Source organism: Psychrobacillus sp. FSL K6-2836, assembly GCF_038003085.1.
GTDB lineage: Bacteria > Bacillota > Bacilli > Bacillales_A > Planococcaceae > Psychrobacillus.
The window spans coordinates 4,122,497-4,138,347 of sequence record NZ_JBBOOM010000001.1 but is presented as its reverse complement, the minus strand read 5'-3'; the positions used below and the strand labels follow the sequence as shown (position 1 = coordinate 4,138,347).

Below are 15,851 nucleotides of genomic sequence, written 5' to 3'. Positions count from 1 at the left end.
CAGAAGTCTGATGAAACGAAAAACCTCTTTACTTATCGAAAGAGGTTTTGTCGTTCCTTTATTCAATTGAACCTGTACCTTTAAGAGAAACGTTAACGCTTACTTCCAACGGTAAAGTTGGATATACATTTTGCCATTCGGAATTCGTGTTTTTATCATATAGCATCATCGTTCTATACCTTAATCCAAATCCCATGGGATCAAGGTTTTTTTCTTGAACGGTTGTGAGAAAATCTTCAATCTCACCTTTCATTGCCTCAGAAGCTATTTTGTCATACTTATTTAAGTCTTTTAAAGATAGGTTTTTATTGGATTGACCAATTATCCCAATCATTTTTACGTTCATCTTAATCGACGTAGGCTTTCCTTTATTCGTTAATATTTTATATTTTACTTTTATTTTTTCCATATTGATGACTAAGGTTAGATCCTCTGATTCTGCTTTATAGCTAAATCCGTTCATACCGTTAAGCAGAGAATTGTAATACTTTGACTGCTCGGAAGATAATTCGAACGGTTTAGATTTTTCTTTAACGACTAACGATTGATTGACTATCAACTCCTTCTTATCTTCTGTTGCGTCTACAAGCGGTAATACAGCATCAATTCCATCCGACAACATATTTCTTCTAAATTCATAAAGAAATGTCGAGACGATAAAAGGACTGTCGGAGCCGCTGCCACCAAAAAAATTGACGAGAGTCGAAGATACAGCAGATTCAGCTGCAGGTTCCACTCGCAGAATAGACTCAGCCGACGTTTTAGCAGCTGCTACCCATGCTATCAACTGAATATCGCTCCTTCTTATAAAGTAATCCATAAAATCCTTTACATTATCTTCTAGTAAGTCCTCGTTAATAACGATAATTTTAGCATGCCCAAATTCTAATACTTTGTCGGTATGTGTTTCCAAAATTCGAATTGATTCTGCAAGCGTTTCCCCTTCGTAAACGAGATATTCATAATTAGGTCCAGTCGATGATTTAATAGAAGCGACTGGTAATGATAATTTTAATGTTATTTTATACCCCCCTTCCAACTTTTCCGCTGGGTCTATACCTATACCCGTTACAAAAACCCGCTTATCAATATCTTTAAATCCACATCCCGCCAAAATAGAAACAGATGAAAAGTAAATAGCTACAACAACGATTACTTTATAATTCCGAAATCGCTGCTTCATAATTTTGCCCTCCTTTTCACTATAACTAAAGAAATTATTAATACTGTAAAAAATATAGGCAAAGATTCATAGAAATAACTTGAAAAGACAAACAGCTGGTACTGAGTCAATTTTCTCGTTAAAACTAAAGATATTACCACAAATATAATAACGAAAATATAAGGTGCCAACATTTTACCTTTCCATTTCAATCGTTTAAATTCAAAAATACTTTCTAATATCTTTAGAGCTACATGCCAATGTAATAATAAACTTACAAATGCTATACCTAAGAAAGATAGGATAAAAATAAAAATAACCCGTTCTATTAGACCATATTTCATACGAATTGAATCGCTTGTGGATACCCACGGAAAAGTAAAATCTTCAATCTGTTCAAACCCGTTATATCCAATTGGAACAAAATAGGTCGTAAATAAAACTACCATTCCTGTAAACCCAATTATGAGTAATTGTTTCCATCCCATTTTATGCTTTTTTGTAAAAAGCTTATTAAAAATAACCAAATTCGTGATCCCCACAAAAATATACAGCGCGGCCCCAAAAGCACTATAGGATGGGAGATGGTTCGCATGCATCATGGAAATCTCTATAAAATCCCAGTCTAGTTTAGGGTTTGCGAAAAATTTTATTAATAGAAAAAAGATTAAAGGGACAAATAAAACGATTACGATTTCTGCCATATACAACATACTTCTAGATTTCATCAATACTCCAAATGATATAACTAGTACGAACGCAAATGTCGTGTTAACTATGGACGTTTCTGGTGAGAAAAAAGTAATAAATAAAAATACATACGTAATAAGTGTGATCAGACCAGCAGTAAACCAACATAAAAAAAGGTAAAACAGCACCGGATAAGCAAACCATTTTGGAGTATGTATCTTCAACATTTCCGGCAAACTTTTACCAGGAATAGCATCAAATAATTTAACGATTATATATACGAGTAAAGTTCCTATTATAACAGCGGCAATCATAGAAGGAATTGCCCCCTTTTTACTTTCAAATAAAAGAATTTTGGGGACGGAGGCAATGATATTGGAAAACATTGTAAGAAAAATAAAATAATAAAGAAAGCGACTCATTCGCTTTTCACCCCTTTTTCACTCCTTCTACTTTTCCAATACATTTTTAGATAAGGTTCTCCAAAACTTTCTTTGTTTATCAAAAACATGAGTATTCCTAAAAAGCCAAGTATAAAACCAACCGTACCAAAAAATGTAGTGAAAGCTAATAAAATATATCTACAAAATCTAATCGAAAAACTCATCTCATTGATAGGGATTACAAAGCTAGAAATGGCTACTGCTGACACAATTATAATCATTATATTTGAAGTCAATGCCGCCTCTGTAGCTGCTGTTCCTAATATTAAGCCCCCAACAGTAGTAGCTGTGGCACTAATCGCTTTAGGTAGTCTTATACTCGCTTCCGTTAAAAGCTCCATAAATATGAGCATAAATAATACTTCTATAAATGATGGGTAAGGCACTCCTATTCTGCTGCCAGCAACAGTTAAAGCCAACTCTGTTCTAAAAATGTCTGGATTATAGGAAATGATAGCAACATACAAAGCTGGTAACACTAAACAGGTTATTAATCCAAAGTATCGAAGTATCAGCGTAAACGAAGTAATCCAAAATAAATGATAGTTATCTTCCATGGACACCATAAAATCAAAAAAGACAACTGGTGCAATTAATGCATGAGGACTTCCATCAACCATTAATATAACTTTACCTGCATCCAAGTTATAACAAATACGGTCAGGTCTTTCTGTCAACATTAATGTCGGAAATAAAGTAAATTTCTTTCCATTTAAGTAAAGTTGGAGTTCACCTGCCGATTGAATAAGTGGAACATCCAATTCTTTTATTCTCTTTCGAATAGTTTTTAATATAGCTGGCTTCACAGTTTGATCATCATAAATAATAGCAATATCGCTATGTGTTTTATCTTTTAACTCTAAGATTTCAATTTTTAGAGAAGGCTCCTTATAACGATGTCTTATGATATTCAAATTGGTAAGAATGTCTTCACTTAAAGCTTGTTGGGGTCCATATACAGTTGGTTCCATAAGAGTTTGTTGCACTGAACTACTGTTTACTTTCTTCACATCTACTAAGAAAAATTGATGTTGAACTGCTATCAACACACTTCCCTTTGTAAGTTCAAGTAGAATTTTTTCATCCGATTTAATCTCTATAATATCAGGCGATGATTGTATATAAGCTCTATAATGTTGTGCTGATTGCATTTCGAAAAATGGCTTAATAATAACATTTTGTAATTTATCTCCATCCACTGTCGTTTTAAGATAGAGAAGAAAAGCCGCTTCTGCTTCTAGTTGTAAAGGTATCAGCATAACATCAAAAGAAGGATCCATCTGACTCTTAAGTTCATCCATCAACTTAGGAGGATCCGGTTTCTCTTTTATATTCGTCATATACAAACCTCCAGTAAAGAGAATCTTTGATATGCATAGGTTAACCGAATGAACGCCATTCAATCCTACTAGCAAGAAACTTTAATGAAAAAAATCTCTATGATTTACATATATTTTGTGTTCAGGTTTCCAATTTAAATTAGGTGGGGAAGGATAAAATTTGAGTGTATTAGTTCTTGGGGGATTGCTATTTTTTAGTGTAAATATAGGTGCTGGAATTGCTTGGTTAGTGGCGAAAATATTTCATCATTCTGACGAAGGTTTGGCTCTTTTATGTGGAGGGTTCTTAGTAGGTTTACTGGCACTTGATATTATTCCATCGGCATTCCATTTATATAATTCAGCAGGTATCGTTCTTGGCATCCTTATAGGATATATGTTTCTCCTACTAGTGAATAAATCATTTCATTCGTCAAGTCAATCTAAGTCTTCTGTCTATTTGCTAACTATTGCTCTTTTCATTCATACCATTCCATTAAGCTTAACTATTGGAAACTTGCTTGGGGATTCTTCCTTTGCACTCTCCATGGCAACCTCCACCATTTTGCACCATATCCCCGAAGGATTCGCCATTACATCAATATTTATCGCACAAGGACAGAAAATGATTGGCCTATTCCTTTGTTTTATTGGTTTATCTATCTGCTTTAGTTTTTTTATTTGGGTTGGCAATCATATACATCTGACCATGAAAGTACAAAGTGTTCTTCTAGGCGTCTCCATCGGTTTGATCGCTCTAACGAGTGTAAAAGAATTTATTTTACATAATATCCGAGTGGTGTCGATCAGGACATCAGTAACATTTGTCCTAACAGGGTATTTTCTCAGCGTATTTTTTCATTTGATGTCGTAATTTTAGTATTAAATGGCTAAAGGAGAACAAATCGTATGTGTGAGCAACCAAACTATAAAAACAGAGAAGAAAAATTAACTGGTTCGGTTAATGGGGAGAAAACATTAAAAAATACACCGATTGGGAACGTCAATTCACATAGAGTTGACGTCCCCTTTTTTGTTGATATATCAATGTTTGAAAACATTATATAGACAAATTGACTTTGTAAGCTGATAAGTATAAGAGCATATAAAATCCTTAATGTATTAGCTTCAATCGGAACAATATGCATTTTTTCATTAGGGCTGTTACTAATTATCGGTGTTATTAGGTAAGTAAACATCAGACATTATTAACGGAACCAGGAACGCACATTCTGTCAGTAAAATATTACATTAGAAAGAGACTGGGACAGAAGTAGAAATTTGATTGGATAAGGAGAAATCTTTACTAAATAATGGATAGTTAATAAAATTGATTGAAATGGAGGGGCGACTCCTACGGGAATAGCGTGACGCCTGAGACTACAGGCTCAGGCCACGCCCGTGGAAAGCGTCCCTGAAATGGAAATCAATTTTGTGCACAGCAAAAAAACAGCATTTTTCTCACAGAGAAAGATGCTGTTTTGGGGTTCTGTTCCAGCCTCTTTTTTTGCTATTTGTATTGCTCATTTAATACTGAAACATATGCTAATAGAATTGTTATTTGTAATATTATTAGCATTTTTCTCCCTATCAACCGTACCGGTTAGTAGAAAACTTGCACCTACTTTACAAATATCTCTTCTACAAATCCTGTTTGTTTCTTATTTTGTATTACATAATACCGCAATACTTCCTCTTTTATCTGACTATATTTAATATTTAGTAAAATACGATAAACTAGCTTATTTTTATGATAAAATGAATATATCTTAATAGAATTGGGGAATATAAATGGTCAAATTTGATAAGCCTGATGTGGAACAATTTTTTCAAACATTAACCGTGGAAAATTTCACTGTAAGTCCTGATGAAAAACAACTTATAATTAGTACAAATCTGAACGGTCACTTTAATATTTGGGGAATGGATTTACCTAATCAGTTTCCTTATCCACTTACGTTTAATAATCAGAGTGTAAATTTTTTAACTTACGCAAAAACTGGTGAGTTTATGGTTGCTGGTTTTGATACAGACGGAGATGAAAACACACAAATTTATGCTCTTTCTCCTCAGGGTGGAAAACTAGTTTCACTCCGAAGCAGAGTTGGAGAACGTCATTTTTTCAACCACTTAACAAATGATGGAAAACGTCTTTATTATTCCACAACAGTAGGAAATGCAACGTTTCTTAATAATTATATATATGATATTGAAACTGGTGAGGATAATCTTTTACTGGAAGGCAGTACTGCTCCTACCTCTATAGAGGCTGTCTCCCCAGATGAAAAATCTTTTGTTTCAGGTAAACAATTTGGAAATACTTACTCTTTAGCCTATGTCCATCTCGGAGCCGAGGCTATATTATTGACTCCCGAGACAAAGGAACAGCATACGGTTTCAGAGGTACTTTACACTTCAGAATCAGAAATTTACTTTTTAACAAACTATAATTCTGATTTGACCTATTTAGCGAAATTCGATTTAGAAGCGAAAGAATTTAAAAAAGTTTTAGAAATCAATAAAGAGGATTTTTCTAGTATACATTTTTCTAAGGAAGACCAAAGCCTCTATTTAGTTGGCTCATACGGTGTAGAAGATCGCCTTTATGAATACCAATTAAAAAGCGAAGAACTTAAAGAAGTCAAAGCACCGACAAGTGTCGTAGAAAAGGTAATCGTAATGCCTTCTGGTAATCTATATATTCAAGGTAGGACTTCTACAAGACCAAATAATGTCTTTGTTTCAAAAAATCTTGGGGAATCATGGGAGGAGTTAACTCAATTCCGAATTCCAGGAGTTCCTGATGAAATGTTAGTAGAACCTACCATCTTAACTTATCCCTCTTTTGATGGTTTAGAAATTGAAGCCCTACTTTTCAAAGCAAAAGAAGAATATTCCAATGGTCATGTTATTTTATGGCCACATGGTGGTCCGCAATCCTTGGAGAGAAAATGGTTTCGCTCAATGTTTCAATTTCTGCTCAATAGAGGGTATTCCATATTCGCTCCAAACTTCCGGGGTTCTTCTAACTATGGCTTAAAGTTTATGAAATTAGTAGAGGGAGACTGGGGACATGGTCCACGTCTGGATAATTTAGAAGGATTAGAATGGTTGATTAAAGAAGGTTATGTTGATAGAGATAAAATTCTGCTCCTAGGTGGCAGCTATGGTGGCTATATGTCCCTATTACTACATGGACGCCATGCCGAATACTTTAAGGCAGTTGTAGATATATTTGGACCGAGTAATCTATTTTCCTTTGTAGATTCAGTGCCCGAGTTTTGGAAGTCTTTCATGATTCAATGGGTAGGTGACCCGGTAAAAGATAAAGATAAATTTATAGAAGATTCTCCTATTACTTATTTAGATGGGATGACAAAACCTATGCTTGTCATACAAGGGGCTAATGATCCTCGGGTTGTACAAAAAGAATCCGACCAAATTGTCGCAGCATTAAAGGAAAAAGGTAGAGATGTGGAATATATAGTTCTACCAGATGAAGGTCATGGCTTTTCAAAAAAACAAAATGAAATATACGTTTATGGCAAAATGCTCGAGTTCTTAGATCGGTTTATCTAGAATGATAGCTTACGAGCAACAGAACATATAAGTTAAAGCAAGAAACAATGCCTGATACCAGTGGCTACGAGGTATCAGGCATTGTTTTTAAACTGTTTCTCTTCCCTTAATATTAAAAAATATGGCTATGTTAAAGTTATTGGTTGATATGTTGGTTTGGAGTAAAGTTAGATCTAAAATTTCCCCAAAATCCATATTTAAGTTAATTGATAAGGACTCTTTTTGAAAGATGATTGATCAAAATGGGTCAATTCTTTGTGAATTACTAAGCGATTTTTATAATAAAGTTTGATCACTTTCTACCTTGTAATTCTAAAACAATCGCACCCGATTGCGGTATAAATATTATATTATTGCTAAGACAGTGTTAACATAATCGTTTTTTCTTCAGGATTTTTGTGTTTATAGGTCAAGACGTTGATAGCTTACATTCCTTTCTAAGAGATACTATTCTACTAAGGATTCTGTTATTTTCCCATCTAGATTTTTAATCGCCAACATTGAATTATCCTGAATGATTCCTGTATCTACGAAACCAAATGAAGCGTATAATGTTTTAGCTATGACATTACTTGTTCGATAAAAGAGGGCTACATATCCTGCTTCTCCATTTGGCCTAGTTTCAATATCCATCAACATTTTTTCAAGAGCAAGTTTGCCATACCCTTTCCCCTGGTAACTCTTTTCAATCATAATATGCCAAATAAAATAGCTCTTCTTCCCGTAAAAAACTTCATTTTCAAATGATTCATGATCCAACGTATCATAAATATACATCAAAAATCCAACTACAACTTCATCAGCATAAATGGCAAAGGGAGTCGCTGGTATACCGTCTGAGTTCAACATATGAGCGTCTGCAAAGCTTCTGAGGTTAGTAGTTTCTATTAAGTCTTCCTGGTTTTCTTCAACTTCAAGTGCTATTACTTCATCTATATTATCCCCAGTTATCTTTCGTAATTCAATCATCTCTCTATCTCCTCTCCTACTACAAGTCACTTACACGGACTCGTTAGTTAAGGTACAATCCTTTACAATATATATTTAGTTAAACATTAAAAAGTGATAGCTTTTATATTTTATAAGTTGCCTCAAAAAACGAGTTCACCTTTTATAATCAATAAAATATGTATCATATGATTCCTTAAAAATGTATCCAAGTTTTTGGGCTAATTCAACTGATTCTTCATTAGCACCATCCCAACTAGGGTACTTTCCTCTATCCAGACAATCTAATATCAAAGCAGAGGCTATTATTGTTGCTAAGCCTTTCCTTCTATGGTTAGGGTGACTAGCCACTTCAATCTCAATTCCATCATCATATAAACTAAATGATGTTGCAGCAGAAACCACTTGACCTTCATTCAAAATAGCATAACCTACTCCTCTATTGATAAAATCATCGATAGAATCAAACTGACTTACAAAGTCTTCTGAAAGTTCATGGAAGGATGATTCTTTTGCTATCTCTTTATCTATTCGCTTAATCTCATAACCTTCTGGTAATGTATATAATATATTCTGAATATGTTTCCTATCCAAATGCTCTGTTTTCTTTATAAATCTGAAACGTTTAAACTTCTCGATTGAACCAACATGAACAGTTTCTATACGTTTTTTCCATTCATCAGAATCAACAATTGCAAGAGTAAAATCGGGTAGATTATAAAGTAATTCTTCAGCTTCCTTTGTCTCTGAATCGCCAGCAAAAAACACAAAAATCCCAACTGTTATTTGAGCAACAGTTGGATTCTCAAGGTCGTCAACCCAAGCAGTACCCATATGCCCTTGAAGATAGGAAAGAATAATAGTGCTATCAATTTCTTCAAACATTGAGATTAACTTTTTCCTTACAGTTAAATCCGCTTCATAAATCATTAAATTCCTTCTTTCTAAAGTAATATTTCACATTTCCAGCACGATTAATATTATCATAAAATTTACATAAATTAGAAATATAAAAATTATCAATTAATTTATTTAACAAGCTTCTATTTGAAGTATTCTGCGTCGGTAGTTTAAGTGCAACGTTTCAAACTGAATCACCAAAATCTATTCGTTTTTTGGGATTATTCCATTTTACGAACAAACAACCTTTTCTTTTACATAACCAAAAATAATTACATCTTATTCCAGATTTAATCTTCCCATAACTACTGTGTTGTAATATCGTCCATCTGATAAGATTTTATCATTTTCTAAAATACCTTCTATTTTAAAACCAAATTTTTTATAGAGTTTTATTGCTTTTTCATTAGTCTCTAAAACATTCAATGTAATTTTTTTGATCCCGGTGGAATTAGCCCAATCAATAGATTCTTTTAATAGATTCGTTCCAATAGCCAAACCCCAATAATCTTTTAAAACGCACACTCCGAACTCTACTTTATGCACGTATCTTTTTAAGTCATTTCCTTCACATCTTGAGAAACCGACAATATTGTCATTAATAACTGCCACTAGAAAAAGATTATTCATTGCTGCAGTATCTGTTTTAATTAATTGCTCAAAACCATATGTATCTATGTATGCTTCTCCTTTTTCCCTATCAAGATTTTGTGTTTCTCCATCAACCTGTAACCTGACTTCAGACAATTCTTTTGCGTCTTTATTCATAGCTGGTCTTATAGAGTAGCAAACTCCGTTTACATTATATTTTGTTTGACTGATTCTCATCCCTAACCCCTCCACCATATATTTTACATAAGCTATTTTCCTTTATGAATATTAAAAAGATGTGCATTTCGTATATGCACATCTTTTATTTGTTTTATTTCTCTACTGGGAGATATTCTAGCACTCGAGTGAGTCCGAAAATTTTAGAATTGTTTTTCACATAGGGACATTAAACCTGTTGTTCTTCTTTTGTTGGTCCCATAACTCCAGGCACAGGTAGACCAGCTTGGCGTAGAAGAACAGTCATTTGACCACGGTGATGGGTTTGATGGTCGAGTAACTTACGCAGCAAGACTCCTCTAGTCGTTTCTCCAGCGAAGCTATCAATTTTCTCAACCAATTTTTCGTCAGTTAAGTTAGTTTCTACTTCTCTTTTTACAGCTTCAACGATTTTTTTATACGTTTCCACAATATCTATAACCTTAATTTGTTCTTTATTTTCCTTAATTGCTGATTTAACATTTAATCCTACTAAACTTGCGAAAAATGCTGGGCTTGTTGCAATATGCCACCCAAGCCACCCAAGAGTACTATGCCCTTCTACGATTGCTTGATCTAATTTCTCATCCGAAAGTGAGTTGAGAATACGAAGTGTACCTTCTGCTGCAACAGTCCAGTCTTCTATAAAATCATTTACATTTCTATACATCTATACCGACTCCTCTTCATTAATAGTTACTTCTACATTGTAGTTATAATCTTTGACATGTTCAACTTTAGGATTTTGAATGCATTCTAAAGTAAAAATAGAACTCAAGACTTTAATCGGTCTGCTCATAAATACGGGATAGTAGGTACAAGACATATTTTACATTAAAGATTGCATAAAATAGTAGATACGTTCCAACGATGAAAGGAGATTTACATTGGCAGATGATATGCAGAAACCTATTTATCAACGATGGTGGTTCATTTTATTAATATTATTTCTAGGAATAGGAATCTTTGAAAATGTGTTAGATCATACAGAAAAAGATGTAATTGATACAGTGGAAGCTGCCGACTCACCTTTTTATAAAAAAATGGAAAAAGAAGAGCTAAAAGAAAAAATGACTCAGAGCCATAAAACGCCTGAAGTGATTGCAGCGGAAATAGTTATGAAGAATTTCGGGACAACGAACTTAGAGAAGGAAAATGCTGTTCTATCGTCTAGATTTGAAAACGGTGTAGTCGAAACTATTGCATTGGAGGAAAAGTTTAAGTCTGCAAAATCCTTAAAACATTCTCTCTTGTACTATACAGTAGACTTTTTTAAGGCGTTGAAATCACAAGACGAGGTTACTCAAGCTACCTTAATAGTACAAGCCCCACTTACAGATCCATACGGCAATGTGGAGATTGGAGATGTTATGATAGTACTAATGAGTAAAGAAACGTTAAATAAAATAAACTTTAACAACTTTAATGCAGAAAATCTCTCCGTTGTTGCAGACGACTACTGGGAGCACCCTGCTTTGGCCGCTGAATAATTTGGAACTTCACTTCATGACACAAACCCCTACTTCAAAATGAAATAGAGGTTTGTGTCTTTCTATTTTAAGTTACCTATCACTTTTCATCAATCGTATAGCCTGTATAGATAGTCTTACAAGTAATACTGCACATAAAAATAATCCAACATACGCTGCTGTGTTCAGATAGATTGCAAATTCCTCCTCTATAAATTGCCCAATTGCTAGTAATGCAACCGATATAATTCCAAATGTAATACCAGCCATTAATAAGACGAAACGAGAAAATAATTGCGTGACAAACATTGAATTACTTTTATCAGAAAAAATATCATGGTGTAATGTTATTTTTCCACTTTCCACTCGCTGAATGAGATGATCCACTCGTCTTGGAATTTTACGGATGGTAGGTAAGAGTAATGCAAGTTCCTCTTCCAGGCGTTCAAAGGTCTTCTTTGGTTCCTTAAATGGTTTTCTCCATAACGATGCCATATATTTAGTAGAATATTCTTTTGCTTCATTAAAAATATCAAAATCACTTTTAATCATGTGTAAAGTGCCGTCGAGTGTTACTATGGCTCTTAGCGCAATTCCTACCGATGGATAAAAGGATAAACCAAATTTATGGACTACTTCAAAAAATGCTTGAATCAATTCCTCCGTTGGAATATGCGAAATATAAGAGATTCTTAATACTAATTGTGCCATTGCATGTTCCAATTTTTCGCGGTCAATATGATCTACTTCCTCAACGAGTAAAGAAAGTGCATCATATAAAATATCCGAATCATTATGTTGAATACCCAATAAAAATAACTTCATCCCTTCCTGCTGAGGTTGTGCTAAGCGACCAACAGCTCCGAAGTCTAAGAAGATAGGGGTTCCGTCAACATCGTCTATAAAGATATTCCCTGGATGTGGGTCTGCATGGAATATTCCAGAATACAGTAATTGATCAAAAAATGAATATAGAACAGTCCTTGCAAACTGCTCTCTATCCACACCTAGCGAATGAAAAAGTGTATCCCCATTTGCTACACTTTGTCCATGAACATATTCAAAAACGATCAAATGATCATTGCTTAGGTCTGTATAAATATAAGGTATTTTCACTGCATACGAGCTATCTTTTAAAGCAGTTGTTACTTGGAGAGCATTTCGCATTTCAATCTCAAAATCAACTTCTTCTCTCAGGTTATCAGCAAAGCCAATTGCAAGCTCACGAAACCCTAACTTTTCAGCCCAAGTAGATTTATCAGAGAACCATGTAGCAAAGTCTACTAATATATTTAAATCATCTCGCATCATATCTTTTATATCCGGTCGTAAAATTTTCACTACCACTTCTTTATTGTTTGAGCGAAGAATTGCTTTATGTACTTGACCTATCGAAGCCGAGGCAATAGGTGTTAAATCGAATTCAACGAACATATCCTCCATTTTATAGGGCAAGTAAGACACCAAAATAGAATTTACTTGTTCATTAGTTAAAGGCTTCACATGTTGCTGAAGAGATTCTAATTCCTTTACAAAAGCAGCAGGCAATATATCCCCTCTTGTAGAAAGAACTTGACCAAACTTCACAAAAACACCACCAGATTGCTCCAATGTATCTTTTAAAGCTTTGGCTAGTTCTCGCTCACTTTCCTTGAACTTTGAATATTTAATCGTCCGAGAAATACCATTTTTCATCGCAATTTGGACAACCTGTCGCAATCTTCTTTGACCACGCCATTGATTGCGTAGGCGTATCCATAATGATTTGTTGCCAGATACTCTTTGCCCCTTTTCTCCAATTGCCATTGGATCAAATAGTTCAAAGAAAAGGTAAAGTAACATGGATATTAACAGCATGCTTCCGATCCATATAATAGTGCTGACATCCATATAAGTATATACAAAACTTTCCGATAAGAAATTTGTTCCACGTAGATAGGCGTACCAATAAACAAAAGAAGTAAAAAATACACTTATCACAACTGCCATAATACGTTTTACAAAGTTGATCTGAGAACCCATTAAACGGCCACTCACAAAAAAGATGAAGCATGAAATAACTAAAATTTGAACTAATATCTTCAAATAGATCACATATAGCACGCCCCTTTCACTTACCTTAAGACTATTCCCTTTCTTTCATTTTAATAATCTTCCGTTCCTTTCACAAATGAAAACCTTTACTAAAATTAATGTATAAAGATGATTACGTTTCGAATACTAGGACTGATGAATAATTAATGAAATGAGGATGAGGAATGTATTATTATAAAGAAGAACTAATAAACCAAATAGTCCCAGACCAACCAGATCCAGCTGCTGCAAAGGTATTGCAAGAAATTTTAGGCGGTCATTTTGGTGAGATGCGTACAATGATGCAGTATTTTTTTCAAAGCTCTAACTTTAGAGGAAAGGAAACTCAGTTCAGAGATTTACTTAGAGGAATATTTCTGGAGGAAATTGCACATGTGGAATTAGTACAAAATACAATTAACCAATTATTAAATGGGTCGGGTGAATCTTCTGCAGCTGGTAATTCAGGTATAAATGGCGCTCCACTGGACGTAGCAACGAAACATGCCAATCCACATCATTACATTATTGGCGCACAAGCTTCTTTGCCAGTAGACGCAGCCGGAAACCCTTGGAACGGCTCTTGGGTTTACAGTCATGGAAATTTAATAGGAGATTTACTTGACAACCTTGTACTAGAATCTACTGGTGTACTACAAAAAACTCGAATATATGAAATGAGTTCCAACAAGACATTCCGAGAAACCCTTGCCTTCCTCATTGTAAGGGACAACTCACATCAAAATGCATTTGCCAAAGCTTTAGAAACACTTGGAGTGCAATGGGGCAAACTGTTCCCTGTTCCTAACTATGATATTAACAAATATCCAGAATGCAGAAAGTATATAGACATGGGTTATCATAATTCCACATTTAACTTCCGATTAGACCCAACTAGGATTGCTGAAATCATTCAAGGTACGAGCCCTAGTCGAAATGATGGTGAACTGACAGTTACCGATCCGCCTGCTGGTTTTCCAGTACCATTGATGCCAGCAATGCCAAACGAACACAGCCCTGGCCTAAGTGATATGCAAAATTAAAGATAAAATATAAACTCAAGTAGAATTTTACTTGAGTTTTTTTGTAGATATATTGAAGATTGTTACTCCTCTTGTATAAACTTCACCACATCATACTGACAATTATTACAAACCATTAAATGAGGGCAAATCTGATCTTTCGCTGTGTTTGGATAGCCATCCCCCATCTTCACAGTCTCCTCATCATTATAATGACCGTATGGATCTAAAAAATCGGATATTTTTCCAGAGTCCTCCAACTGAGTATTACATTTTGGACAATTTATATCTAAAACTTTTAACGAGTTACATAAAGGACATATGGCCATAAGTATCTCTCCTTTTTACCTTCTTGCTTAGTATCTATTTCTATAAAAGATATTATGCAAACAAATTATAATGATAATAATTGAGGTAATATAAAAGTAAGAAATGTAAATCTGCAAGGGCTTTGCTCATTATCTGGAAATAGGGATTGTAATTGTTACCGTAATAACAGGTTTAATACTGGTGGTAATAATAGTAAAGCGATTGAACTTAAAATTAGTATTTGTGACACTTTTCTCGGAAGCTTTTCCCTACCTTTTCCCTTGTACCAGCCACTGAATTGCAACTTATTTCTATATAGAACAAAAAATAAAATAAAAATGGCAACAAAAACGATCAATCCATATTTTTCTGTATCAATGCCCATTTCTAAATAAATATAGATTAAAAAGTAACCTATAGCACTTCCCACAATTGCAAATAGAATAATAATTCGGATTAACTCCAATAACGTTCTCATGCATATCTCCTATCCTTTTATCCATATAAATACTTCTATTTATGGTCATAACTTTACATATAAGCTCGAAAACAATGGAATCTTCTAGACGAGTACCTTTCAATGAAATATATCGTTAATATTATCCCAGCCATAGACGAGTTCATTTAATAACTTCCCAGCAATCTCTACTTCAATTTCGTCAATTTTCTTACCGCCTAAAGCCTCATAAAACAATTTTGAATTGTTATCTTCTAATACGAGGACGAGCATTGTGTTAATGCCAAGTTTTTCAATGCCCTTAATTATTGATTTCATAAGCTGTTTTCCTATCCCTATACCTTGATACTCTTTTAATATATAGATAGAAGTTAGTTCTCCCTTATATCCTTCGTAACTGCCACTTCTTTCGTTTCCACCTGAAGCAAAACCAACTATTTTCCCTTCATCATTCTCTGCAACAAACACATTACCTTTCGGAATACTCGTTTCCCAGAATTGTTCTCGGCTTTTATAGGACAAGTTCGTCAAGAATTCTTTAGGAAGAATATTTTGGTATGAAGTTTTCCAACTTTCTACGTGTACAAAAGCTATACCAGCAGCATCTGACACCTTTGCTTCTCTAACTATCATTGAGACACTCCTTTTTAAAATAAAATGAAATAATATAGCT

At 34.2% G+C, this 15,851-nt stretch carries 16 protein-coding genes; 5 read left to right on the top strand and 11 right to left on the bottom strand.

The window, feature by feature from the left end:
* Nucleotides 1-58 precede the first annotated feature (58 nt).
* The 3 genes from MKY37_RS20130 to MKY37_RS20120 are packed head-to-tail and all read right to left on the bottom strand — an operon-like array spanning nt 59 to nt 3,635.
* Entirely contained in the window at nt 59-1,183 is a 1,125-nt protein-coding gene (locus MKY37_RS20130; RefSeq protein WP_340779644.1) for a Ger(x)C family spore germination protein, read from the bottom strand.
* Nucleotides 1,180-2,274, bottom strand: coding sequence for a GerAB/ArcD/ProY family transporter (locus MKY37_RS20125; RefSeq protein WP_340779643.1), 1,095 nt, complete (start codon nt 2,272-2,274; stop codon nt 1,180-1,182). Before MKY37_RS20125 ends, MKY37_RS20130 begins: the two co-directional genes overlap by 4 nt.
* Nucleotides 2,271-3,635, bottom strand: coding sequence for a spore germination protein (locus tag MKY37_RS20120; RefSeq protein ID WP_340779642.1), 1,365 nt, complete (start codon nt 3,633-3,635; stop codon nt 2,271-2,273). Before MKY37_RS20120 ends, MKY37_RS20125 begins: the two co-directional genes overlap by 4 nt.
* A gap of 160 nt (nt 3,636-3,795) precedes the next feature.
* Here MKY37_RS20120 and MKY37_RS20115 point away from each other — a divergent pair, with 160 nt between their 5' ends.
* From MKY37_RS20115 to MKY37_RS20105, 3 genes are all read left to right on the top strand, one after another.
* Nucleotides 3,796-4,488, top strand: coding sequence for a zinc transporter family protein (locus MKY37_RS20115; protein ID WP_340779641.1), 693 nt, complete (start codon nt 3,796-3,798; stop codon nt 4,486-4,488).
* A gap of 545 nt (nt 4,489-5,033) precedes the next feature.
* The gene (locus tag MKY37_RS20110) at nt 5,034-5,330 is read left to right on the top strand and encodes a hypothetical protein (RefSeq protein WP_340779640.1); all 297 of its coding nucleotides are present in this window, start codon (nt 5,034-5,036) and stop codon (nt 5,328-5,330) included.
* A gap of 75 nt (nt 5,331-5,405) precedes the next feature.
* Nucleotides 5,406-7,193 carry a S9 family peptidase gene (locus MKY37_RS20105; RefSeq protein ID WP_340779638.1) on the top strand — a complete coding sequence of 596 codons (1,788 nt, stop codon included), beginning with the start codon at nt 5,406-5,408 and terminating at the stop codon, nt 7,191-7,193.
* 447 nt (nt 7,194-7,640) lie between these two features.
* Here MKY37_RS20105 and MKY37_RS20100 read toward each other — a convergent pair whose 3' ends face one another.
* The 4 genes from MKY37_RS20100 to MKY37_RS20085 all read right to left on the bottom strand — a co-directional run bounded on the left by MKY37_RS20100 (nt 7,641) and on the right by MKY37_RS20085 (nt 10,518).
* Nucleotides 7,641-8,162, bottom strand: a complete 522-nt coding sequence (locus MKY37_RS20100; protein ID WP_340779637.1) for a GNAT family N-acetyltransferase — start codon at nt 8,160-8,162, stop codon at nt 7,641-7,643.
* A gap of 135 nt (nt 8,163-8,297) precedes the next feature.
* Nucleotides 8,298-9,071, bottom strand: a complete 774-nt coding sequence (locus tag MKY37_RS20095; RefSeq protein ID WP_340779635.1) for a GNAT family N-acetyltransferase — start codon at nt 9,069-9,071, stop codon at nt 8,298-8,300.
* Between the two features lie 249 nt (nt 9,072-9,320).
* Nucleotides 9,321-9,869, bottom strand: coding sequence for a GNAT family N-acetyltransferase (locus MKY37_RS20090; protein WP_340779633.1), 549 nt, complete (start codon nt 9,867-9,869; stop codon nt 9,321-9,323).
* 169 nt (nt 9,870-10,038) lie between these two features.
* Complete coding sequence (locus tag MKY37_RS20085; protein WP_340779632.1) at nt 10,039-10,518, bottom strand: DinB family protein; 480 nt, start codon at nt 10,516-10,518, stop codon at nt 10,039-10,041.
* Nucleotides 10,519-10,735: 217 nt separating this feature from the next.
* Between MKY37_RS20085 and MKY37_RS20080 the strand changes: the two genes are divergently transcribed.
* On the top strand, nt 10,736-11,338 hold the full coding sequence (locus MKY37_RS20080; protein WP_340779630.1) for a hypothetical protein: 603 nt from the start codon (nt 10,736-10,738) through the stop codon (nt 11,336-11,338).
* A gap of 72 nt (nt 11,339-11,410) precedes the next feature.
* On the opposite strand, the gene MKY37_RS20075 is transcribed toward MKY37_RS20080, so the two are convergent.
* Nucleotides 11,411-13,411, bottom strand: coding sequence for an ABC1 kinase family protein (locus tag MKY37_RS20075; RefSeq protein ID WP_340779629.1), 2,001 nt, complete (start codon nt 13,409-13,411; stop codon nt 11,411-11,413).
* A gap of 164 nt (nt 13,412-13,575) precedes the next feature.
* On the opposite strand from MKY37_RS20075, the gene MKY37_RS20070 reads away from it, so the two are divergent.
* On the top strand, nt 13,576-14,433 hold the full coding sequence (locus MKY37_RS20070; RefSeq protein WP_340779628.1) for a manganese catalase family protein: 858 nt from the start codon (nt 13,576-13,578) through the stop codon (nt 14,431-14,433).
* Between the two features lie 62 nt (nt 14,434-14,495).
* Here the strand turns inward: MKY37_RS20070 and MKY37_RS20065 are convergent, their stop codons facing one another.
* From MKY37_RS20065 to MKY37_RS20055, 3 genes are all read right to left on the bottom strand, one after another.
* A complete protein-coding gene (locus tag MKY37_RS20065) occupies nt 14,496-14,741 on the bottom strand; it encodes a hypothetical protein (protein ID WP_340779627.1) in 246 nt (81 codons plus the stop codon).
* A 155-nt stretch (nt 14,742-14,896) separates the two neighbouring features.
* Nucleotides 14,897-15,199, bottom strand: a complete 303-nt coding sequence (locus MKY37_RS20060) for a hypothetical protein (protein ID WP_340779626.1) — start codon at nt 15,197-15,199, stop codon at nt 14,897-14,899.
* 99 nt (nt 15,200-15,298) lie between these two features.
* Nucleotides 15,299-15,811: a GNAT family N-acetyltransferase gene (locus MKY37_RS20055; protein WP_340779623.1), complete on the bottom strand. Its 513-nt coding sequence runs from the start codon at nt 15,809-15,811 to the stop codon at nt 15,299-15,301.
* Between the last annotated feature and the right edge of the window lie 40 nt (nt 15,812-15,851).